The 21,467-nt window shown below is 72.8% G+C and carries 22 protein-coding genes and 1 tRNA gene; 17 read left to right on the forward strand and 6 right to left on the reverse strand.

Annotation, left to right across the window (positions count from 1 at the left end; all coding sequences use genetic code 11):
* Positions 1-13: 13 nt before the first annotated feature.
* The 3 genes from ACPPVT_RS04280 to ACPPVT_RS04290 are packed head-to-tail and all read left to right on the forward strand — an operon-like array spanning position 14 to position 2,882.
* Positions 14-802 (forward strand): SDR family NAD(P)-dependent oxidoreductase, encoded by a 789-nt coding sequence (locus ACPPVT_RS04280; protein ID WP_426565792.1) that lies wholly within the window; start codon positions 14-16, stop codon positions 800-802.
* A complete protein-coding gene (gene rsmI, locus ACPPVT_RS04285) occupies positions 799-1,671 on the forward strand; it encodes a 16S rRNA (cytidine(1402)-2'-O)-methyltransferase (RefSeq protein WP_426565793.1) in 873 nt (290 codons plus the stop codon). Before ACPPVT_RS04280 ends, rsmI begins: the two co-directional genes overlap by 4 nt.
* 35 nt (positions 1,672-1,706) lie before the next feature.
* Complete coding sequence (locus ACPPVT_RS04290) at positions 1,707-2,882, forward strand: aminotransferase class I/II-fold pyridoxal phosphate-dependent enzyme (RefSeq protein ID WP_426565794.1); 1,176 nt, start codon at positions 1,707-1,709, stop codon at positions 2,880-2,882.
* Positions 2,883-2,901: 19 nt separating this feature from the next.
* On the opposite strand, the gene ACPPVT_RS04295 is transcribed toward ACPPVT_RS04290, so the two are convergent.
* From ACPPVT_RS04295 to ACPPVT_RS04305, 3 genes are read right to left on the reverse strand one after another with little or no spacing between them, the layout of a single operon-like run.
* Positions 2,902-3,498: a YdeI/OmpD-associated family protein gene (locus tag ACPPVT_RS04295; RefSeq protein WP_426565795.1), complete on the reverse strand. Its 597-nt coding sequence runs from the start codon at positions 3,496-3,498 to the stop codon at positions 2,902-2,904.
* Positions 3,491-4,219, reverse strand: coding sequence for a VOC family protein (locus tag ACPPVT_RS04300; RefSeq protein ID WP_426565796.1), 729 nt, complete (start codon positions 4,217-4,219; stop codon positions 3,491-3,493). The genes ACPPVT_RS04295 and ACPPVT_RS04300 overlap by 8 nt, the downstream gene beginning before the upstream one ends.
* Positions 4,216-4,605 (reverse strand): RidA family protein, encoded by a 390-nt coding sequence (locus ACPPVT_RS04305; RefSeq protein WP_426565797.1) that lies wholly within the window; start codon positions 4,603-4,605, stop codon positions 4,216-4,218. The genes ACPPVT_RS04300 and ACPPVT_RS04305 overlap by 4 nt, the downstream gene beginning before the upstream one ends.
* Positions 4,606-4,751: 146 nt before the next feature.
* Here ACPPVT_RS04305 and metG point away from each other — a divergent pair, with 146 nt between their 5' ends.
* From metG to arfB, 3 genes are read left to right on the forward strand one after another with little or no spacing between them, the layout of a single operon-like run.
* A complete protein-coding gene (metG, locus tag ACPPVT_RS04310) occupies positions 4,752-6,539 on the forward strand; it encodes a methionine--tRNA ligase (protein WP_426565798.1) in 1,788 nt (595 codons plus the stop codon).
* On the forward strand, positions 6,536-7,408 hold the full coding sequence (locus tag ACPPVT_RS04315; RefSeq protein ID WP_426565799.1) for a TatD family hydrolase: 873 nt from the start codon (positions 6,536-6,538) through the stop codon (positions 7,406-7,408). The genes metG and ACPPVT_RS04315 overlap by 4 nt, the downstream gene beginning before the upstream one ends.
* A gap of 6 nt (positions 7,409-7,414) precedes the next feature.
* Complete coding sequence (arfB, locus tag ACPPVT_RS04320; RefSeq protein ID WP_426565800.1) at positions 7,415-7,840, forward strand: alternative ribosome rescue aminoacyl-tRNA hydrolase ArfB; 426 nt, start codon at positions 7,415-7,417, stop codon at positions 7,838-7,840.
* A 26-nt stretch (positions 7,841-7,866) separates the two neighbouring features.
* On the opposite strand, the gene ACPPVT_RS04325 is transcribed toward arfB, so the two are convergent.
* Positions 7,867-9,201, reverse strand: coding sequence for a 6-phospho-beta-glucosidase (locus ACPPVT_RS04325; protein WP_426565801.1), 1,335 nt, complete (start codon positions 9,199-9,201; stop codon positions 7,867-7,869).
* Between the two features lie 16 nt (positions 9,202-9,217).
* Here ACPPVT_RS04325 and ACPPVT_RS04330 point away from each other — a divergent pair, with 16 nt between their 5' ends.
* The 6 genes from ACPPVT_RS04330 to ACPPVT_RS04355 all read left to right on the forward strand — a co-directional run bounded on the left by ACPPVT_RS04330 (position 9,218) and on the right by ACPPVT_RS04355 (position 16,339).
* Positions 9,218-10,414, forward strand: a complete 1,197-nt coding sequence (locus ACPPVT_RS04330; protein ID WP_426565802.1) for a PfkB family carbohydrate kinase — start codon at positions 9,218-9,220, stop codon at positions 10,412-10,414.
* Positions 10,415-10,603: 189 nt separating this feature from the next.
* Positions 10,604-11,701 carry a ubiquitin-like domain-containing protein gene (locus ACPPVT_RS04335; protein WP_426565803.1) on the forward strand — a complete coding sequence of 366 codons (1,098 nt, stop codon included), beginning with the start codon at positions 10,604-10,606 and terminating at the stop codon, positions 11,699-11,701.
* Positions 11,702-11,812: 111 nt separating this feature from the next.
* Positions 11,813-12,682 (forward strand): 16S rRNA (adenine(1518)-N(6)/adenine(1519)-N(6))-dimethyltransferase RsmA, encoded by an 870-nt coding sequence (rsmA, locus tag ACPPVT_RS04340; RefSeq protein ID WP_426565804.1) that lies wholly within the window; start codon positions 11,813-11,815, stop codon positions 12,680-12,682.
* A 9-nt stretch (positions 12,683-12,691) separates the two neighbouring features.
* Entirely contained in the window at positions 12,692-13,624 is a 933-nt protein-coding gene (locus tag ACPPVT_RS04345; protein WP_426565805.1) for a 4-(cytidine 5'-diphospho)-2-C-methyl-D-erythritol kinase, read from the forward strand.
* 8 nt (positions 13,625-13,632) lie between these two features.
* A complete protein-coding gene (locus ACPPVT_RS04350) occupies positions 13,633-15,450 on the forward strand; it encodes an ABC-F family ATP-binding cassette domain-containing protein (RefSeq protein WP_426565806.1) in 1,818 nt (605 codons plus the stop codon).
* A gap of 67 nt (positions 15,451-15,517) precedes the next feature.
* Entirely contained in the window at positions 15,518-16,339 is an 822-nt protein-coding gene (locus tag ACPPVT_RS04355) for a 2-phosphosulfolactate phosphatase (RefSeq protein ID WP_426565807.1), read from the forward strand.
* A 2-nt stretch (positions 16,340-16,341) separates the two neighbouring features.
* Here ACPPVT_RS04355 and ACPPVT_RS04360 read toward each other — a convergent pair whose 3' ends face one another.
* Positions 16,342-16,848 carry a MarR family winged helix-turn-helix transcriptional regulator gene (locus ACPPVT_RS04360; RefSeq protein ID WP_426565808.1) on the reverse strand — a complete coding sequence of 169 codons (507 nt, stop codon included), beginning with the start codon at positions 16,846-16,848 and terminating at the stop codon, positions 16,342-16,344.
* A 107-nt stretch (positions 16,849-16,955) separates the two neighbouring features.
* Here ACPPVT_RS04360 and ACPPVT_RS04365 point away from each other — a divergent pair, with 107 nt between their 5' ends.
* Positions 16,956-17,777, forward strand: coding sequence for a trans-aconitate 2-methyltransferase (locus tag ACPPVT_RS04365; protein WP_426565809.1), 822 nt, complete (start codon positions 16,956-16,958; stop codon positions 17,775-17,777).
* Positions 17,774-18,142 carry a VOC family protein gene (locus tag ACPPVT_RS04370; RefSeq protein WP_426565810.1) on the forward strand — a complete coding sequence of 123 codons (369 nt, stop codon included), beginning with the start codon at positions 17,774-17,776 and terminating at the stop codon, positions 18,140-18,142. The genes ACPPVT_RS04365 and ACPPVT_RS04370 overlap by 4 nt, the downstream gene beginning before the upstream one ends.
* 70 nt (positions 18,143-18,212) lie before the next feature.
* On the opposite strand, the gene ACPPVT_RS04375 is transcribed toward ACPPVT_RS04370, so the two are convergent.
* Positions 18,213-18,875: a TetR family transcriptional regulator gene (locus ACPPVT_RS04375; RefSeq protein ID WP_426565811.1), complete on the reverse strand. Its 663-nt coding sequence runs from the start codon at positions 18,873-18,875 to the stop codon at positions 18,213-18,215.
* A gap of 49 nt (positions 18,876-18,924) precedes the next feature.
* On the opposite strand from ACPPVT_RS04375, the gene ACPPVT_RS04380 reads away from it, so the two are divergent.
* The 3 genes from ACPPVT_RS04380 to ACPPVT_RS04390 all read left to right on the forward strand — a co-directional run bounded on the left by ACPPVT_RS04380 (position 18,925) and on the right by ACPPVT_RS04390 (position 21,467).
* Positions 18,925-18,999, forward strand: a tRNA-Gln gene (locus ACPPVT_RS04380).
* Positions 19,000-19,086: 87 nt separating this feature from the next.
* Entirely contained in the window at positions 19,087-20,493 is a 1,407-nt protein-coding gene (gene glmU, locus ACPPVT_RS04385) for a bifunctional UDP-N-acetylglucosamine diphosphorylase/glucosamine-1-phosphate N-acetyltransferase GlmU (RefSeq protein ID WP_426567049.1), read from the forward strand.
* Positions 20,490-21,467, forward strand: coding sequence for a ribose-phosphate diphosphokinase (locus ACPPVT_RS04390; RefSeq protein WP_426565812.1), 978 nt, complete (start codon positions 20,490-20,492; stop codon positions 21,465-21,467). Before glmU ends, ACPPVT_RS04390 begins: the two co-directional genes overlap by 4 nt.

Raw genomic sequence — 21,467 nt, forward strand, 5'->3', positions numbered from 1 at the left:
TAGGGTCGGGCACATGGACTTGGGCCTGGTGGGTTCGCGTGCAGTGGTCACCGGGGCCAGCCGCGGGATCGGGCTCGCGATCGCGAACGCGCTGGCCGCCGAAGGAGCGGACGTCGCGTTGCTGGCCCGCGGTGCGCAGGGACTGGACGCCGCCGCCGCGCAGGTCCGCCGGCATGGCGGCCGGGTGGTGACCCGGGCAGTCGACGTCACCGACCACGCGGCGCTGGCCTTGGCTGTCGACTCGGTCGCCGACGAGCTGGGCGGGCTGGACCGGCTGGTCGCCAACGCCGGCGGCACGGTCGGCGGCAACCTGCTGGACTCCACCCCGGCCGACTTCACGGCCACCTTCGACCTCAACGCCGGGCACGCCGTCGCGCTGGTGCAGGCCGGTCGACCGCACCTGGTGCGGGCCGGCGGCGGCGCCGTCGTCCTGATCACCAGCGTGACCGGCTCGCGGGTCGCGCCGCGCACCACGTACGCCGTGGCCAAGGCGGCCGAGATCCACCTGGCCCGGGTGCTGGGCGACGAGCTGGCCGGCGACCGGATCCGGGTCAACGCGGTCAGCCCCGGCAGCATCCTGTTCGACGGCGGCGGTTGGGACTCGCTGCGGCGGTCCGACCCTGAGGCCTTCGAGGCCTTCCGCACCGGGGAGTTCCCGTGGCAGCGGCTGGGCGGGGCGGCGGAGGTCGCGGACGTGGTGACCTTCCTGCTGTCGGACCGAGCCAGCTGGGTGACCGGCTCGGACGTCGTGGTGGACGGCGGCCAGCACCGGGCCAGCGCGCGCCGGTTCGGTACACGGTGAGCAGCTCGTCGTCCGGCTCGTCGTCCGGCTCGTCGTCCGGTCTGCTCGTGCTGGCCGGGACACCGATCGGGGACGTCCGGGACGCGCCGCCCCGGCTGGCCGCGGTGCTGGAGTCGGCAGACCTGGTCGCCGCGGAGGACACCCGGCGGCTGAGTCGGCTGGTGGCCGGGCTCGGCATCCAGGTCGGTGGACGGATCGTCAGCTACCACGAGCACAACGAGTCCAAGCGGACGCCGGAGCTGGTCGAGGCGCTGGTCGGCGGCGCGACCGTCGTGGTGGTCACCGACGCCGGGATGCCGTCCGTCTCCGACCCGGGGTACCGGCTGGTCGCGGCCGCGGTGGACGCCGGGGTGCGGGTCAGCGTGGTGCCCGGGCCAAGCGCGGTGCTGACCGCGCTGGCGGTGAGCGGGCTGCCGGTGGACCGTTTCTGCTTCGAGGGTTTCCTGCCGCGCAAGGCCGGCGACCGCGCCCGCACCCTTGCGGCGCTCGCGGCCGAACCACGCACGATGGTGTTCTTCGAGGCCCCGCACCGGCTCGCGGTCGCGCTGGCAGCGATGGCCGAGGCGTTCGGAGCGGACCGCCCGGCGGCGGTGTGCCGGGAGCTGACGAAGACCTACGAGGAGGTCGTCCGGGCCGCGCTGGGTGGGCTTGTGTCGTGGGCCGAGTCCGGCGAGGTGCGCGGTGAGATCACTGTCGTGGTGGCCGGCGCCCCGCCGTCCGTGGCGTCGGTCGAAGAGCTCGTGCCGCAGGTGCAGCGGCTGCTCGACGAGGGACGTCGGCTCAAGGAGGCGGCTGCCGAGGTGGCCGCGGCGAGCGGGGTCAGCAAGCGCGAGCTGTACGACGCCGTCCTGGTCGCCCGCCGCCCGTGAGCCGGCAGCGGCCGCGCAGGCAATAGGTTGGGGCGATGGAGTTCCGCCGCATCCCGGGCCTGCCGCCGTACGTGTTCACCATCATCGACGGGCTGAAGGTGGAGGCGCGCCGGGCCGGCCGGGACGTGATCGACCTAGGCTTCGGCAACCCGGACATCCCCTCGCCCGACCTCGCCGTCGAGAAGCTCGCCGAGGCCGCGCACAACCCGCGCAACCACCGCTACTCATCCTCGCGGGGCATCCCCAAGCTGCGTCAGGCCGTCGCCGGCCTGTACCGGCGCCGGTTCGGCGTCGAGCTCGACCCGGACACAGAGGTGATCAGCACCATCGGCGCCAAGGAGGGTTTCAGCCACCTGATGTGGGTGCTGCTACAGCCCGGGGACGCCGCGCTGGTGCCCTCGCCGTCGTACCCGATCCACATCTGGGGCCCGTACTTCGCCGGCGCGGACGCCCGGCAGGTCGGCGTCGGGCCGGGGCAGGACTTCGTGGAGAACGTGATGCAGGCCTGGGAGTACGGCTGGCCCAAGCCGCGGGTGGTCGTGCTGTCCTTCCCGCACAACCCGACCACCGCCACCATCGAGCTGGCCGACCTGCAGCGGCTGGTCGACTGGGCCAAGGAGAGGGACGTCGTCCTGGTGCACGACTTCGCCTACGCCGAGACCGCGTTCGACGGCTGGATGCCGCCCTCGATCCTGCAGTGCGAGGGCGGACGGGACGTCGCGGTCGAGCTCTACTCGATGACCAAGTCGTTCTCGATGGCCGGCTGGCGGGTGGCGTTCCTGGTCGGCAACAAGGAGGTCGTGGCCGCGCTGGCGAAGCTGAAGAGCTACCTGGACTACGGCACCTTCCAGCCGATCCAGATCGCCGCCACGGTCACCCTGGACGAGGCGGTGGACTACCCGTTGGAGGTCAACGCGATCTACCAGCGCCGCCGCGACGCGCTCTGCGACGGGCTCGACCGGGCCGGCTGGCACATCGACCGACCGCGGGGAACCATGTTCGCCTGGGCCCGCATCCCGCAGCCCTACCGGGACATGGGTTCCATCGAGTTCGCCACGCACGTGGTGCGCGAGTGCGACGTGGCGCTCTCGCCCGGTGTGGGCTTCGGCGCGCAGGGCGACGAGTACGTGCGGTTCGCGCTGATCGAGAACGAGCAGCGGATCGCGCAGGCTGCCCGTCAGCTCAAGCGCGGTCTGACCCGCCTGGGTTGAGTACCCGCCTGCCTGAACCTCAACCGCCGAGGCCCTTCTGCGGGTAGATCGTCTCGGAACGGGCGAGCATCTCGACGTACTGGGTGATCCGGCGGGCCCGGGTGTCGGCGCGCTTGGCCTGGCCGATCCGCAGCAGGATCGCGTAGCGGTTCTGGCTGTTCAGCTTCTCGAAGGTCGTCGCCGCCGCCGGGTCGAGCCGCAGCGCCGCGGCCAGGTCCTCGGGCACGGTGATCGTCGCCGGGCCGGCGTACGCGGCCTCCCAGCGTCCGTCGGCCTTGGCCGCGTCCACCGCCGCGACGCCGGCCGGCCGCATCCGGCCCTGCGCGCTCAGCTGCGCGATCCGCTCCACGTTGTTCTTGGACCACATGCTGCGCGAGCGGCGCGGAGTGAACCGCTGGTACATGGTCGCCTCGTCGCGACGGTTGACCTGGCCGTCGATCCAGCCCTGGCAGAGCGCCTCCTGCAGCGCTTCCTCATAGCGCAGGCTGGTCGGCTCGGTGGTGCCCTTCTTCGCCAGCACCAGCCGGACGCCGCGCTCCTGCTCGTGGTGCTCCGCGAGCCACGCCCGCCAGGCGTCGACGTCCGGCACCAGCAGCTCGGGCAGCTCCTCAGCCATCGGCGGGCTCCGTGGGCGTCGACAGCACGCAGAACGCATTGCCCTCGGGGTCGGCCATGACCTGCCACGGGACGGCGCCCTGCCCGATGTCCAACGGCTCGGCGCCGAGCGTGCCCAGCCTGGCCACCTCGTCCAGCTGCGGCGAGCCGGAAGTCGGCCGGACGTCCAGGTGCAGCCGGTCCAGCCCGACCGGTCGGTCGTCCACCGGGTACAGCTCCAGGAACATGCCGCCGGGCGAACGCAGCGCCACCAGCTCGGTGTCCGAGCGTTCCCAACCGGTCGCCGCCTGCCAGAAGGCGACCATCCGCTCCGGGTCGACCGCCTGGACGACGACGGCCGCCACCGCGCCGCGGTCGTACGCCGGCCGTGGCTCGAGCACGCAGAACAGGTTGCCCTCGGGGTCGCGCAGCACGTCCCACGGCACGTCGCCCTGACCGATGTCGGCCCCGGTCGCGCCGCTGGCCAGCAGCCGGGCCACGGTCTCGCGGTGGTGCGCTTCGTCGCGGCTACCCAGGTCGAGGTGCACCCGGTTGCGGTGGGCGGGCGCGTCGGGCACGTGCACGAAAACCACTCGCAGCGGCGCATCGCCGGGTGGCGCCTCGATGTCCACCTCCCACTCGTCGCGGAACGACTCCGACCAGCCGAGGGCCCGCGCCCACCAGGCGGCCTGGGCGTCAACGTCCCGTGCGTTCACCACGACGTGCTCGAACGCGGTGCTCACGAGAGCATCGCCTCAGCCTCGATCTCGACCAGCAGCCGGCGGTCGATCAGCGAAGTCACCTCGACCATGGTGGCCACCGGCCGCACCTGCCCGAACACCTCGCCGTGAGCGCGCCCGATCTCGGCCCAGTACGCGATGTCGGTGGTGTACATCCGGGTGCGGACTACGTCGGAGGCGCTCGCACCGACCTCGCCCAGGGCTGCGACGATGCGGCGCAGCGCCTCGCGTGCCTGCTCGTAGGCGTCGTCCCCGCAGACCGGGTCGCCGTCCGCGCCGGCCGCCGTCGTCCCGGCAACCCACACGTGGTCGCCGACCCGCACTGCGCGGCTGTAGCCGACCGACTCCTCCCAGACCGCGCCACTGCTGACCCGCTGCCGCTCGCCCATGCGCCCGAACTTACCGATCCGGTCCCACGAACAGGAGCGGTTGCTTTCCTTTGCCTGCTGAGCCACCTCAGGGCCATCCGATCCTGTTCGCCGGACCACACCCACCGCGGGGAAACCGAGTGGCGCGCGATCACTAGGCTGAGCGCATGAGCTATGTCCTGTCTGCCGTCGCCTGGCCGTACGCCAACGGCCCGCGCCACATCGGCCACGTCGCCGGCTTCGGCGTGCCCTCCGACGTGTTCAGCCGGTACATGCGGATGAGCGGGCACGACGTGCTGATGGTGAGCGGCACCGACGAGCACGGGACGCCGATCCTGGTGCAGGCGGATGCCGAAGGGGTCAGCCCTCGGGTGTTCGCCGACCGGTACAACCGGATGATCGTCGAGGACCTCGCCTCCCTCGGCCTGACCTACGACCTCTTCACCCGGACGACGACGCGCAACCACTATGCGGTCGCGCAGGAGCTGTTCCGCGGCGTGCAGCGCAACGGCTACATGATCGAGCAGACCACCAAGGGGGCAATCTCGCCTTCCACCGGTCGCACTCTGCCGGACAGGTTCATCGAGGGCACCTGCCCGATCTGCGGCTACGACAGTGCGCGCGGCGACCAGTGCGACAACTGCGGCAACCAGCTCGATCCGACCGACCTGATCAACCCCCGCAGCCGGATCAACGGGGAGACCCCGGAGTTCGTCGAGACCCAGCACTTCTTCCTCGACCTGCCGGCGCTGGCCGGCGAGCTGTCCCGCTGGCTGGACGAGCGCGAGGCCACCGGCACTTGGCGGCCGAACGTGATCCGGTTCAGCAAGAACCTGCTGGACGACCTACGGCCCCGGGCGATGACCCGCGACCTGGACTGGGGCATCCCGGTGCCGGGCTGGGAGGACCAGCCGACCAAGCGGCTCTACGTCTGGTTCGACGCGGTGATCGGATACCTGTCGGCGTCCATCGAGTGGGCCCGCCGCACCGGCGACCCGGACGCCTGGCGCAAGTGGTGGAACGACCCGCAGGCGCTGTCGTACTACTTCATGGGCAAGGACAACATCACCTTCCACTCCCAGATCTGGCCGGCCGAGCTGATCGGCTACAACGGCAAGGGCGACAAGGGTGGCGAGCCCGGTGAGTACGGCGAGCTCGACCTGCCGACCGAGGTGGTCAGCAGCGAGTTCCTGACGATGGAGAGCCGCAAGTTCTCCTCCAGCCGTGGCGTGGTCATCTACGTGCGCGACTTCCTGGAGCGCTACCAGCCGGACGCGCTGCGGTACTTCCTGTCCGCGGCCGGGCCGGAGTCGCAGGACACCGACTTCACCTGGGCCGAGTTCGTCCGCCGCACGAACGACGAGCTCGTCGCGGGCTGGGGCAACCTGGTCAACCGGACGGCCAACCTGATCCACAAGAACTTCGGCGAGATCCCGGCGGCTGGTGAGCTGACCGACGACGACCGCGAGCTGCTGGCGACCACCGCCGCGGGCTTCGGGGTGGTGGGCGACCTGATCGGCGCGCACCGGATGCGGCAGGGGCTGGCCGAGGCGATGCGGGCGGTCGCGTCGGTGAACGCGTACCTGTCCGACCAGGCGCCGTGGAAGCTCAAGGACGACAAGGATCGGATGGCCACCGTGCTGCACGTCGCGGCGCAGGCGATCAGCGACTGCCGCACGCTGCTCGCGCCGTTCCTGCCGTTCAGCGCGCAGACCGTGCACGAGATCTTCGGTGGCACCGGTGTCGTGTCACCGATGCCCGAGATCCGTGAGGTCGAGGACCTGGACGGCGGGCCTGGGTACCCCGTCCTGATGGGCGACTACACCGCCTTTCCGAAGTGGGAGTCCGTGCCGGTGACCGTCGGCGCGCCGGTCGGTCCGCCGGTACCGATCTTCACCAAGCTCGACCCGTCGGTGGTGGACGAGGAGCTGGCCCGACTGGACCAGGAGTCGTGACCGAGCGGCCGCCGCTGCCGGACGCGCTGCCCCTGCCGGTCGTCGACAACCACACCCACCTCGACATCGGCGCGAGCTCGCGGGACAGCTGGCCCGAACATGCGGCCGTGGACTCCGCGGACGCCGAGCTGAGCGCCCTGCTGGACGACGCGGTCAAGGTCAACGTGCCGCGCGCCGTCCAGGTGGGCTGCGACCTACCCAGTGCCCGGTGGACCGCAGACCTGGTGGCCCGCGAGCCGCGGCTCGTCGGTGCCGTGGCCTTGCACCCGAACGAGGCGCCTCGGCTGGCCGCGGCAGGCGAGCTGGCGGCCGCGTACGACGAGATCGCCGCGCTGGCCCGTCGTCCGCGGATCCGCTGCATCGGCGAGACCGGGCTGGACTACTTCCGCACCGAGCCGTCGGGCCAGGCCGTGCAGCAGGACTCGTTCCGCTGGCACATCGCGCTCGCCAAGGAGCTCGACCTCACCCTTCAGATCCACGACCGGGACGCGCACGAGGACGTGATGCGCATCCTGGCTGAGGAGGGCGCGCCGCGTCGCACCGTGTTCCACTGCTTCAGCGGGGACGGCGTGCTGGCCCGGCGGGCGGTCGAGGCGGGCTACTACCTGTCCTTCGCCGGCACGGTCACCTTCAAGAACGCGCAGAACCTGCGGAACGCGCTCGCCGTCACCCCACTGGACCGTTTGCAGGTCGAGACGGACGCGCCCTACCTGACCCCGATGCCCTACCGCGGCCGGCCGAACGCCAGCTACCTGGTGCCGCACACGGTGCGCGCGATGGCGCAGACGCTGGCGGTCGACGTCCCTGCGTTGTGCCGGGCGCTGAACGCCACCGCCGAGCACCTCTACGGCCCGTGGGGCGAGGACTGAGCGGTGATGGCTGGGCCGATCCGGGTGAACGCGCGGGTGTCGATCCCCGACGCGGAGCTGTCCTGGCGGTTCTCCCGCTCGTCCGGGCCGGGTGGGCAGAGCGTGAACACCACCGACTCGCGGGTCGAGCTGCTCTTCGACGTGGCCCGGACGTCGGCACTCGGGCCGACGTTGCGGGCGCGGGCGCTGGACCGGCTGTCGGATCGGTTGGTGGACGGCGTGCTGGTCATATCGGCCAGCGAGCAGCGGTCCCAGCTGCGCAACCGGGACGCGGCCCAGAAGCGGCTGGCCGAGACCATCGCGCAGGCCATCGCCGCACCGCCGAAGGCACGGCGTCCGACCAAGGCCACCAAGGGTTCGGTCGAGCGCCGCATCTCGGAGAAGAAGCGCCGCGGTCAGACGAAGAAGCTGCGCCGGGGCGACCTGGACTGAGCTCGCCCAGGGCCGAGGTCGGCGCCTCAGGGTTTGGTCAGCAGCGCCCGCAGCTGCGGGTGCGCGGCCAGGTAGCCGCCCAGCAGCGCCTGCGCCACCCGCGCCGAGTCGACCAGCGGATGCACCGTCAGCGCCTGCAGCGCAGCCGACCGCGAACCGGTCCGCGCCGCCAGCAGCGTCGCGTCCTCGACCGCACGCATCGAGCTGACCAGGCCGAGCTGGTGCGCGTCGAACGGCCCCAGCGTGAACGGGTGCGCACCGCCCGAGTCCACCCTGGCCGGCACCTCGACCACCGCGTCCGGCGGCAGCTGCGTCAGCGCAGAACCGTTGCGCACGTTCAGGATCAGCTCGGCCGGCGCGCCGGTCAGCACCGCCCGCATCACCGCCAGCGCCACCTGCTCGTAGCCGCCGCCGGCCAGGTCCGCCTCGTCGCGCTGCTCGCCCGAACCGCGCGCCTCGGCCAGGTAGCCCTCCTCGCGCGAGCGCCGCGCGGCCTCCCACAGCTCCAATGCCCCGGACGACGAACCGGCCAGCGCCGGGTACAGCTCGGCCTGCGCCGCCGCTAGCGTCATGCCCCGGGTGGCCGGTGCGGCCCGCATCGCAGCAACCGCCTCGCGTGTGCAGTAGTAGTAGAAGAGGTACTCGTTCGGCAGCGCCCCGAGCAGCCGCGGCAAGGTCGGACCGAACAGCCGCCCTTCCTCGAAGGAGGCCAGCCGCCCGTCGTTCGCGAGCAGTGCCGGCAGGTGGTTCGCGTCACCCACCCACAGCGCGCGCAGCCAGCCCAGGTGGTTCAGCCCCGCGTAGTCTGCGCGCACGGCCGTGGGGTCCAGCCCCGCTGCCAGAGCGGCCCGGCGCACCAGCCCGGACGGCGAGTCGCAGATCCCGATCACCCGCTCGCCCAGCACCTCGCCCATCGCCCGGGTCACCATGCCGGCCGGGTTGGTGAAGTTGACCACCCAGGCGGACGGCGCGAGCTCGGCGACCCGGCGGGCGACGTCCGTCGCGACCGGCAGGGTGCGCAGCGCGTACGCCACCCCACCGGCCCCGGTGGTCTCCTGCCCGAGCACGCCGAGGTCCAGCGCGACCTGCTCGTCGGCCACCCGACCCGCGGCCGAGCCGACCCGGATCGCGGAGAACACCACGTCCGCGCCGCGCAGCGCGTCGTCCAGGGACGTCGTCCCGCCCACCCTCGGACCGGCCCCGGGAATCTCGCGCACGACGTTGCTGATCGCCCGCAGCCGTTCGGCGTCGACGTCGTGCAGCACCACCTCGTCGACCAGGCCGACCGCGGACGGCGCGCGCAGCGCTCGCACGACCAGGGGCACCCGGAAGCCGCCACCACCTAGGATCGTCAACCTCACGGTCCGATCCTGTCGCGTGGGAGGGGACAGCGCCATCTGCCCGACACCAGCACAGCACCAGCCGCACCGGTACGACCCACTCGCCGCCAGCCGAGGCGACGACGGCGGGTTCGACCTGCTGCTGTCCGGCACCGTGTTCTTCGACCTGATCTTCACCGGGCTGCCGGAACGGCCGAGCACCGGGACCGAGGTCTGGGCGCAGGGCATGGGTTCGTGCCCTGGCGGCGTGGCGAACGTCGCGATCGCGGCCAGCCGGCTCGGCCTGCACACCACGCTGGCCGCCGCGTTCGGCGACGACTCCTACGGCGACTTCAACTGGGCCACGCTGGCCGAGCAGGAGGGGGTGGACCTGTCCCGCTCGCGCCGCTACGACGGCTGGCACTCCCCGGTCACTGTCTCGATGTCGGTCGACCGGGACCGCTCGATGGTCTCCCACGGCCACCACCCGCCCGAGGACGCCAGCACCATGATCGGTGAGCCGCCGAAGGCCCGCGCCGCCCTCGTCGACCTGCGCCCCGAGCTCGAGCCGTGGACGGCGCAGGCGGTGGAGCGCGGCACGCTGCTGTTCGCCGACACCGGCTGGGACCCCAGCGGCGAGTGGTCCCCGGACGTCCTCGCCGAGCTCGCGCGCTACCACGCGTTCATGCCGAACAGCGTCGAGGCGATGGCGTACACCCGCACGGACGACGCCTGGGCCGCGCTCTACGCGCTGGCCGACCTGGTGCCCATCGCGGTGGTCACCGACGGACCGCACGGGGCGCTGGCGGTGGACTCGATCACCGGCGAGGAGGAGTGGGTGCCGGCGCTGCCGATCACGCCGCTGGACCCCACCGGTGCCGGCGACGTGTTCGCCGCGGCCTTCGTCACCGGCACGCTGGCCGGCTGGCCGCTGGCCGACCGGCTCGGCCTGGCCAACCTGACGGCGGCGCTCGCCGTCCAGCAGTTCGGGGGCTCGCTGGCGGCCCCCGGGTGGGGCGACGTGGCCGACTGGTGGCACGAGGCGGAGTCCCGGTCGACGGGCATGCGGGCGCAGTGGCTGCGCCGTTACGCCTTCCTTCGGGACGTCGTCCAGGACGTCCCGGGAGGCGCCGTCCGGAGGGCAACCGCGACAATTGGTCGCCAATCGGACGCGCAGCGGCCTCGCCGCGGCGGTCACGGTGCCCCGTCGCGACGCAAAGACGCAGGTCAGAGCGGTGGACTTGGACTCTCTTGACGACTTCGTTACTGTCGGACGCTGTTGGCCGGGGTCGGGGAAGTCCTCGGGCGACGTGCGCCTGGGGGTGCGTCCATCCGGGCGTACCTGCGGGCGTCAGCGACCAGCTGGCCTCATGAGGGTCGGTTCGGTTGCCGACGAAGCGCGTGAGCCCGTTCCGTGCCCGGGTGCTGCTAGGTCTGGACAAACGTGATCTCACGCCCCACCCGCTTGCTCATCCAAGGGCTGACCCTTGCCGGCGTTGTCGCCAGCACGGTCGCCTTCGCCAGCTTCGACAAGAGCGTCGACCTCGTCGTCGACGGTCAGCATCGCAACGTGCATGCGTTCGGAGACACGGTTCAGGACGTGCTCAGCAGTGAGGGAGTGCAGGTCGGCGGGCACGACATCGTCTCGCCCGCCCCGGCCGCCAAGATCCACGACGGCAGCGATGTCGTCGTCCGCTACGGCCGCCAGCTGTACGTCACCATCGACGGCCGCGAGCGCAGCTACTGGACGACGGCCCTGAACGTCGACGAGGCGCTGACCCAGCTGGGGCTGCGGGCCGACTCGGCCCGGCTCTCGGTCTCGCGGTCTCTGCCGCTGGGCCGCCAGGCACTGCACATGGACCTCGACACCCAGAAGTCGGTCGCGCTGGTCGTCGGCGGCAAGCAGGCCCGCGAGGTGACCTACGCGAGCACCGTCGGCGAGCTGCTCGCCGAGGCACACGTGCGTCCCGGCGCGCTGGACAAGCTCTCCGCGCCGCTGACCCGGCCGCTGGTCAACGGCGCCACGGTCCGCCTGGACCGGGTGACCCAGCGCCATGTCTTCGGCGTCAGCAAGGTCGCCTTCGCGACCAGGTCGACGAAGACCGACGCCCTGGAGAAGGGCACCACGAAGGTCACCACCAAGGGCAAGGCCGGCAAGGCGAAGGTTACGTACCTGTCGACGTACGTCAACGGCAAGCTGACCGCCAAGAAGGTGCTGACCCGCGTCGTGGTCTCCGACCCGGTCACCCAGGTCGAGCAGGTCGGCACCAAGAAGCCCACCGCCGGCCCGATCCCGGCCGGAAGCGGCGGCGGTCTCAACTGGGCCGCGCTGGCCCAGTGCGAGTCCGGTGGCAACCCGCGCGCGGTGAACCCGGCGGGCTACTACGGCCTGTACCAGTTCTCGCTGTCCACCTGGCACGGCGTGGGTGGCGCCGGCAACCCGATCGACGCCTCGCCGGCCGAGCAGACCGCTCGCGCCCAGGCGCTGTACGCCCGCGGCGGCTCCGGCCAATGGGGTTGTGGCAGCCACCTGTACGACTGATCCTCGCGTGACCGGGCTGTGCCAGCCCGTCCCGGCAGACCTGCGGTCGGCTGTCGCAAGCTCCTTGACGCCGACCTTCGGTCTGACCGGGCGGTCTGGGACAGTGATGGCGTGAGCCAGGCTGCAGGTGGGTTGCTGGGGGGGTCGGAGGTTCGGGCGCTCGCTGCCGAGCTTGAGCTTCGTCCTACCAAGCAGCGCGGGCAGAACTTCGTCACCGACGGCAACACGGTGCGGCGGATCGTCCGGGCGGCCCAACTGGAGGCCGCCGACGTCGTCGTCGAGGTCGGTCCCGGCCTGGGGTCGCTGACCCTCGGGCTGCTGGACGTAGTCAGCCGGGTCGTCGCACTCGAGATCGACCCGCTGCTGGCCGGCCGGTTGCCGCGCACTGTCGCCGAACGCCGCCCGGATGTCGCGGACCGCCTCGAGGTACTCACTGTCGACGCGCTCGCGGTGGACGTCCTGCCCGGCCCGCCACCGACCGCGCTGGTCGCGAACCTGCCCTACAACGTCTCGGTGCCCGTGCTGCTGCACCTGCTGGAGCGGCTGCCGAGCCTGCGCAGCGTCCTGGTGATGGTGCAGGCCGAGGTGGCGGAGCGCCTCGCCGCCGGCCCCGGCTCGAAGATCTACGGCGTGCCGAGCCTGAAGGCCGCCTGGTACGGCGAGGTCAGCCGCGCCGGCCAGGTCGGCCGGGCGGTGTTCTGGCCGGCGCCGAACGTGGACAGCGGCCTGGTGCGGCTGGTGCGCCGAGACCCGCCGACCAGCGTGGCCGGCCGAGCGGCGGTGTTCGCCGTGGTCGACGCGGCGTTCGCGCAGCGGCGCAAGACGTTGCGCGCGGCGCTGGCGACCTGGGCCGGTAGCCCCGCGGCGGCTGAGGAGCTGCTGCGGGACAGCGGCATCGACCCGAGCACCCGGGGCGAGCAGCTGGACATCCACGCTTTCGTCGCCCTCGCCGATGCGCGGGCCGCGCGGGCTCTCACCTAGGGTGTGCGCATGTCAGGTGACCGGACGGACAGCGTCAGCGTGCGCGCTCCGGCCAAGATCAACCTCGACCTGTCGGTCGGGGCGCTCGGTGACGACGGTTTCCACCCCGTGCACACCGTCTACCACGCGGTCAGCGTCTTCGACGACGTCACGGTGACGCCGACGGAGACCGGCTTGGAGCTGGAGCTCACCGGCGACCACGTCGACGGAGTGCCGACCGACGCGTCCAACCTCGTGCTGCGCGCGGCCCAGCTGGTGGCCCGCCGCGGCGGCGTGCTGGGCGGTGCGCACCTGCTGCTGCACAAGGGGATCCCGGTGGCCGCCGGGCTGGCCGGCGGCTCGGCCGACGCGGCGGCCGCGCTGGTCGCCTGCGACGCCGCCTGGCGCACCGGGCTGGACCGCGGCGAGCTGGTCGAGCTGGCCGCCCAGCTCGGCTCGGACGTCGCGTTCGCGCTGGTCGGCGGTACGGCGATCGGCGCCGGCCGCGGCGAGCAGATCACCCCCGCACTCGCCCGCGGCCAGTACCACTGGGTGCTCGCCCTGAGCGAGGACGGACTGTCCACCCCCGCCGTGTACGCCGAGTACGACCGGCTGACCGCCGGCCGTGCGTTGCCCGAGCCGCGGGTCGGCGACGGGGTGATGCAGGCGCTGCGCAGCGGGGACTGCGAGGCGCTCGGCCACGCGCTGCACAACGACCTGCAGCAGGCCACGTTCTCGCTGCGGCCGGACCTCGGCGACCTGCTCGACGTCGGGCTGGAGTACGGCGCCCTCGGCGGCATCGTCAGCGGCTCGGGCCCGACCCTGGCCTTCCTGGTCCGCGACCACGAGCACGCCCTGGACCTGTCCGTCGCGCTGACCGCCTCGGGTGCCTGCGAGGTGGTCAAGCGGGCGCACGGCCCGGTGCACGGCGCTCGGGTCGGCGACCTGCCCCGGCTGGCCTGAGGCGCGCGATGGCTGCCGCCCCGGTCAACCTGGTCAACCTGGAACGCGCCCGGCTGGCGTTCGGCACGCGACGCATCCTGGACGACGTCTCGCTCGGGGTCGCGGCCGGCGACCGGATCGGCGTGGTCGGCCGCAACAGCGGCGGCAAGTCGACCCTGCTGCGGGTGCTGGCCGGCGTGCAGCCGGTGGACGACGGACGGGCCACCCAGACCGGCGGCCTCACCGTCGCGATGCTCGGACAGGACGACGAGCTGGACCCGACCTCCACCGTGCGTGCCTGCGTGGTCGGTGAGCTGGCCGACCACGAGTGGGCCGGTGACGCGCGGGTCCGCGACGTCGTCGCCGGGCTGCTCGGCGGGCTGGACGCGGCCGCGGTCGGCGGCCTGGACGCCGTGGTCGGGCCGATGTCCGGCGGGGAGCGCCGGCGGATCGCGCTGGCCCGGCACCTGGTCGAGGACCCGGACCTGCTGCTGCTGGACGAGCCGACGAACCACCTGGACGTCGAGGGGGTGGCCTGGCTGGCCCGGCACCTGTCGGCCCGGCGTCCGTCGTCCGCGCTGGTCGCGATCACCCACGACCGCTGGTTCCTGGACGCGATGGCGACGACCACCTGGGAGGTGCACGACGGCCAGGTCGAGGCCTACGACGGTGGCTATGCGGCGTACGTGCTGGCCCGCGCGGAGCGGGACCGGCTGGCGGCCAGCACCGAGGAGCGGCGGCAGAACCTGCTGCGCAAGGAGCTGGCCTGGCTGCGCCGCGGACCGCCGGCGCGCACCAGCAAGCCCAAGTTCCGGATCGAGGCGGCGAACGCGCTGGTCGCGGACGTGCCGCCGCCGCGCGACGACGTCGAGCTGCTGCGGTTCGCGACCCGACGGCTGGGCAAGGACGTCATCGACCTGGAGTCGGTGCGGGTCGAGCTCGGTGCCCGAGTGCTGCTGGACGGCGTGACCTGGCTGGTCGGGCCGGGCGACCGGGTCGGCATCGTCGGGGTGAACGGGTCGGGCAAGTCGACGCTGCTGCAGGTGCTGTCCGGGGACGTCGTCCCCTCGTCCGGGCGGGTCAGGACCGGCAAGACGGTGCGGCTGGCGTTCCTGACCCAGGAGGTGCGTGAGCTGGACGCGTTGGCCGAGCGGCGGGTGGTGGACGCCGTCGCTGAGGTCCGTGAGACCACCCACCTGGGCGAGCGCGAGGTCACGGCGTCCCAGCTGGCCGAGCGGCTGGGGTTCACCGGCCAGCGCCAGCAGTCGCTGGTCAAGGAGCTGTCCGGCGGGGAGCGGCGCCGGCTGCAGCTGCTGCGGCTGCTGATGGACGAGCCGAACGTGCTGCTGCTGGACGAGCCGACGAACGACCTGGACGTCGACACGCTGACCGCGCTCGAGGACCTGCTGGACGGCTGGGCGGGCACGCTGATCGTGGTCTCGCACGACCGGTACGCGCTGGAGCGGATGTGCGACCGCCAGCTCGCGCTGCTCGGCGACGGGCGGCTGCGCGACCTGCCCGGTGGCGTCGAGGAGTACCTGCACCTGCGGGCGGCGACCCCTGACTCCCGGGTCTCGTCCGGAGCCCAGGTCGCCAGGGCGGCCGCTGGTTCGGACGTCGTGGTCCACACGCCGGACGAGCAGCGTACGGCGCGCAAGGAGCTGGCCCGCCTGGAACGGCAGGTGGAGCGGATCGAGCGGCAGGTCGCCCAGCTGCACGCCGAGATGGCCGAGCAGGCCAGCGACCACCTCGCGATCGGGCAGCTGGACGAGCGGCTGCGCGGTCTGCTCGCCGAGCGCGAAGAGGTGGAGAGCCGCTGGATGGCGGTCGCCGAGGTGGCTGGCTGAGCCCAGCCCGAACCGGTTCGACGGACCTCGGCGCGCCGATCCGACGGCGGCGGTAGGCTCCCGGCTCGTGACGACCTTGCCGCGTTCGGGGCCCGCGGCAGAGCAAGGCCCGACGGGACATCAAGCCAGGGCCCGGATCGAGGTGGAATGGGGGGTCGCCGGAGCACGCCACTTCACCGAGGGTGCCGACCGCGCGCAGGTCGTCGTGGTGGTCGACGTGCTGTCGTTCTCGACCTCGGTGACGGTCGCGCTCGAGCGTGGGGCGCGGGTGTGGCCGCATCCCGGCGGCGAGCAGGCGCACGAGCTGGCCCGCTCGCTCGAGGCGGTGCTGGCTGGTACCCGTTCGCACACCTCGGGGCCGTCCCTGTCGCCGGCCTCGCTGCTCGACCTGGCGCCCGGCACCCGGCTGGTGCTGCCGTCGCCGAACGGCTCGTCCATCGCGCACGTCCTGATGAGCTCCCCGGCACTGGTGCTGATCGGCTGCCTGCGCAACGCCTCGGCGGTGGCCGCGCGGGTGGCCCAGCAGGTCCGCGAGCTGCTGCACGGCGCAGGGCAGGACGGCTCAGGGCAGGACCGCGCCCCGGTGCGGGTCGCCGTCGTGCCGGCGGGGGAGCGGTGGGGTGACGGTTCGCTGCGCGTGGCCTACGAGGACCATGTCGGCGCCGGCGCGGTGGTCGCCGGGCTGCGCAGGGTGCTGCCCGGCATCCAGGTCTCGGCCGAGGCGGCGGTCGCGGCGCAGGCCTTCGAGCACCTGATGCCGTTGGCCGGGACGCCGTCCGGGCGCGAGCTGATCGAGCGGGGCTTCGCCCAGGACGTCGAGATCGCCGGCGAGGTGGACGCCTCGCAGGTCGTGCCGGTGCTCAAGCAGGGGTCCTTCACCCCCGCCTGATGTCAGCGGCTGTCGAACGGGAGCACCAGCCGGCGCAGCAGAGCGGCCAGCCGCGCGCGGTCGGCGGCGTCGAGCTCGCCGAGCAGGTCGCGCTCGCGGACCAGCAGGCCGGCGAACGCGTCGTCCACCGTGGCGCGGCCCGCCGGGGTGAGCCGGACGATGACCCCGCGCCGGTCCCGCGGGTCGGGCAGCCGCTGCACCAGGCCGCGCGCGGTCAACCGGTCCACCCGGTTGGTCATGGTGCCGCTGGTGACCAGCGTCTGGGTGACCAGCTGTCCCGGCGAGAGCTCGTACGGTGAGCCGGCCCGACGCAGCGCGGACAGGACGTCGAACTCCCAGCTCTCCAGGTCGTGCTCGGCGAACGCCGCGCTGCGCGCGCGGTCCAGGTGCCGAGCCAGCCGCGAGACCCGGGACAGTACCTCCAGCGGCGCCACGTCCAGGTCGGGCCGCTCGCGCTGCCAGGCGAGCACGATGCGGTCGACCTCGTCGTCCGCCGATGGGGTGCTCATCCGCGCATCCTAAGGCCGTCAAGCATCTCGACATCGAGAAACAAGATGTCTTGACGTCAAGATACCTTCCTGGCAGTCTGGGTGCGCAGCCGAGCCGAGGAGGACGAGTGGTCAGCTGGGACCCGACGACGTACGCGCAGTTCACCGCCGAGCGCAGCCGACCGTTCGACGACCTGCTGGCCCGGGTGGACGTCGCCGCGCCGGCCGCCGTGGTCGACCTGGGCTGCGGGGACGGCGCGCTGACCGCCACCCTGGCCCGCCGCTGGCCGAGCGCCGCCGTGCATGGCGTCGACTCCTCGCCGCAGATGCTCGAGCGGGCCGCCGAGCACGCCGCGGCCGCCGAGCTGGCCGGTCGGCTGACCTTCGCCGAGGGTGACCTGGGCGACTGGAAGCCGGACGGCCGGGTCGACGTGCTGGTCACCAACGCCGCCCTGCAGTGGGTGCCCGGCCACCTGGAGCTGCTGCCCCGCTGGGTGGACGCCCTCGCGCCGGGCGGCGTGCTCGCCCTGCAGGTGCCCGGCAACTTCGCTGCCCCCTCGCACGCGCTGATGCGCCAGGTCGCGGCCGAGCCACGGTTCGTCCCGCACCTGGACGGCGTGCTGCGCGGCGTCGAGTCGGTCGCGCAGCCGGCCACCTACGCGGCGCTGCTGGCCGGCCTCGGCTGCTCGGTCGACGCCTGGGAGACGACGTATGTGCAGATCCTGGACCCGGCCGGCGAGCACGGGGACGACGCGGTGCTGGCCTGGGTGAGCGGCACCGGCCTGCGCCCGGTGCTGGACGCGCTGGACGCCGAGCCCGTGCTGCGCCGGGACTTCCTGGACAGCTACGCCGAGCTGCTGCGCCGCGCGTACCCGCGTCGGTCCTGGGGGACGCCGATGCCGTTCCGGCGGGTGTTCTGCGTCGCCGTCCGCCAGGGCGGTGCGGCATGAGCGCGCCGCTGGTGACCGGGCTGCACCACGTCCAGGTCTCCTGCCCGGCCGGCAGCGAGGACGCCTTGCGCGGCTTCTACGTCACCGTGCTCGGGATGCGCGAGGTGCCGAAGCCGGCCCCCCTCGCGGCGCGCGGCGGCGCCTGGTTCCGGTCCGGCAGCTGCGAGATCCACTGCGGCGTCGAGGACGGCTTCGTGCCCGCTCGCAAGGCGCACCCCGGGATCGCGGTCTCGGACGTCGACGCGCTGGCCGAGCGGGTCACCGCCGCAGGGCTCCCGGTGCACTGGGACGACCAGCTCCCCGGCGTCCGGCGCTTCCACACCCAGGACCCGGTGGGCAACCGCATCGAGCTCCAGCAGCACTGACCCCCACTCGTGATGGGTTGTGGGGGTCTCAAGGTGCCCTGAGACCCCCGCAACCCGTCGCAAGTGGGGGTCAGCGGGGGTGGCTGAGCAGGGCGGGCTTGGCCTCCAGGCCGGACAACCCGTTCCAGGCCAGGTTCACCAGGTGCGCCGCGACCTCGGCCCGCTTCGGCTTGCGCGCGTCCAGCCACCACTGCCCGGTCAGCGCCACCATGCCGACCAGCATCTGCGCGTACATCGGCGCGTTCTTGGGGTCCAGGTGGCGCCGCTTGAACTCGGCGGCGAGCAGGTGCTCGACCTGGGTCGCCACGTCGCTGATCAGGCTGGAGAACGAGCCGGACGCCTGCGCCACCGGCGAGTCGCGCACCAGGATCCGGAAGCCGTCAGCGGAGTCCTCGATGTAGCCGAGCAGTGCCATCGCGGCCTGCTCGACGAGGGTCCGCGAGCTGCCGCCGCTGAGCGCGCTGCTGATCTCGTCCAGCAGCAGGCGGATCTCACGGTCGACGACCACCGCGTACAGGCCCTCCTTGCCGCCGAAGTGCTCGTAGACCACCGGCTTGGAGACCTCGGCGCGCGAGGCGATCTCCTCCACGCTGGTGCCTTCGAAGCCTTTCTCCGCGAAGAGCCGGCGACCGACGTCCAGCAGCTGCTCGCGGCGCTGCGGTCCGGTCATCCGCGCTCGCCGCCCGGTGGGAGCGTCGGATCGTGCCTCAGCGGGGGTCATGTGCCCCATCATGCCTGCCGCTGGCACTATGGGCTGTTGCGCGGGGCTCGCCCCGTGCCGGTCCGCCCTGGTGTAACGGCAGCACGCAGGCCTTTGGAGCCTTGCAGTCCACGTTCGAATCGTGGGGGCGGAGCCAGCCCGGCCGGCTCGCGGGTAACATGCGCGGGTGCCAGACAATCGCCCGGCCGCCGTCGTCGTCCTCGCGGCAGGCGAGGGAACCCGCATGAAGTCCACGCTCCCCAAGGTCCTGCACCGGATCGGTGGGCGCTCGCTGCTGGGTCACGCCCTGGCCGCAGCCCAGTCGCTGAACCCCGAGCACCTCGCCGTCGTCGTGCGGCACGGCCGGGACCAGGTCGCCGAGCACGTCGCGCAGGTCGCCCCCGAGGCCGTAGTGGCCGACCAGGACGAGGTCAAGGGCACCGGACGGGCCGCCGAGTGTGGGCTGGCCGCGCTGCCCGAGCTGGACGGCACCGTGGTGGTGACCTACGGCGACGTCCCGCTGCTCGCCGCGGACACCCTTGCCGACCTGGTCGCCGCGCACCAGGAGTCCGGTAGCGCGGTGACCATCCTGACGTCGGTGCTGGACGACCCGAAGGCCTACGGCCGGGTGTTGCGCGAGCCGGACGGCTCGGTGGCCGGGGTGGTCGAGCTGAAGGACGCCACCGCCGAGCAGGCCGCGATCCGCGAGATCAACTCCGGCATCTACGCGTTCGACGCCGCGGTGCTGCGCGCCGCGCTGGCCGAGTTGAACACGGACAACGCGCAGGGCGAGAAGTACCTGACCGACGTGGTCGCCATCGCCCGCGCCGCCGGTCACCGGGTCAGCGCGCACGGCCTGGACGACGTGTGGCAGACCGAGGGCGTCAATGACCGGGTGCAGCTGGCCGAGGTCGGCGCCGAGCTCAACCGCCGGGTGCTGGACGGCTGGATGCGGGCCGGCGTCACGGTCGTCGACCCGACCACCACCTGGGTCGACGTCCAGGTCGAGCTCGCGGCCGACGTCCGGCTGCTGCCCGGCACCCAGCTGCACGGCGCGACCACGGTGGCCACCGGCGCGACGGTCGGCCCGGACTCCACGCTGACCGACGTCGAGGTCGGCGAGGGGGCCAGCGTGATCCGCACGCACGGCAGCGAGTCGGTGGTCGGCGCCGGCGCGGACGTCGGCCCGTTCGCCTACCTGAGGCCGGGCACCCGGCTCGGTGCCGGCGGCAAGATCGGCACGTTCGTGGAGACGAAGAACGCGCAGATCGGGGCCGGTTCGAAGGTGCCGCACCTGTCCTACGTCGGGGATGCCACCATCGGCGAGCACTCCAACATCGGCGCCGCCTCGGTCTTCGTGAACTACGACGGGGTCACCAAGTCGCACACCACGATCGGCGACCACTGCCGGACCGGCTCGGACAATATGTTCGTGGCGCCGGTCAGCGTCGGCGACGGCGCGTACTCCGGGGCCGGCACCGTGGTCCGCAAGGACGTGCCGCCCGGCGCGCTGGCGATCAACGTGGCCCCGCAGCGCAACCTCGAGGGCTGGACGCTGCGCAAGCGTGCAGGCACGCCCGCCGCCGAGGCGGCAGCGAAAGCGTTGAGCGAGAACGACTCCACCTCCACCGAAGGGAACGCCCCGGCATGACCGGCATCACCACCACGGGCGAGAAGCGGCTCGTGCTGATCAGCGGCCGGGGCTACCCGGAGCTGGCCCAGGAGGTCGCCCGCGAGCTGGGGGTCGAGCTCGTCGACACCACGGCGTACGACTTCGCCAACGGCGAGATCTACGTGCGGTTCCAGGAGAGCCTTCGCGGCTGCGACGCGTTCGTGATCCAGAGCCACACTGCCCCGATCAACCAGTGGGTGATGGAGCAGCTGATCATGACCGACGCCCTCAAGCGGGCCTCGGCCAAGCGGATCAGCTGCGTGATGCCCTTCTACGGCTACGCCCGTCAGGACAAGAAGCACCGGGGCCGCGAGCCCATCTCGGCCCGGCTGATGGCTGACCTTTTCAAGGCGGCCGGGGCCGACCGGCTGATCTGCGTGGACCTGCACGCCGCCCAGATCCAGGGCTACTTCGACGGCCCGGTGGACCACCTGTGGGCCCTGCCGCTGCTGGCCGGGTACGTCGGATCCCGGGTCGACCGCTCGAGCCTGACCATCGTGTCCCCGGACGCCGGGCGCGTCCGGGTGGCGGACCAGTGGTCGGACAAGCTCGGCGCCCCGCTGGCGATCATCCACAAGCGCCGCGACCCCGCGGTGCCCAACCAGGTCAAGGTGCACGAGGTCGTCGGTGACGTGCAGGGCCGCACCTGCGTGCTGGTCGACGACATGATCGACACCGCCGGCACGATCTGCCAGGCCGCCGACGCGCTGTTCGACAGCGGTGCGGCCGACGTCATCGTCACCGCGACGCACGCGGTGCTCAGCGGGCCGGCCGTGGACCGCCTGCGCGACAGCCGGATCAGCGAGGTGATCGTCACCAACACGCTGCCGATCCCCGAGGAGCGCCAGTTCCCGCAGCTGACCGTGCTGTCGATCGCCCCGCTGGTGGCGCGGGCCATCCGCGAGGTGTTCGACGACGGCTCGGTGACCAGCCTCTTCGACGGCAACGCCTGA

The organism is Angustibacter sp. McL0619, assembly GCF_049994355.1.
GTDB lineage: Bacteria > Actinomycetota > Actinomycetes > Actinomycetales > Angustibacteraceae > Angustibacter.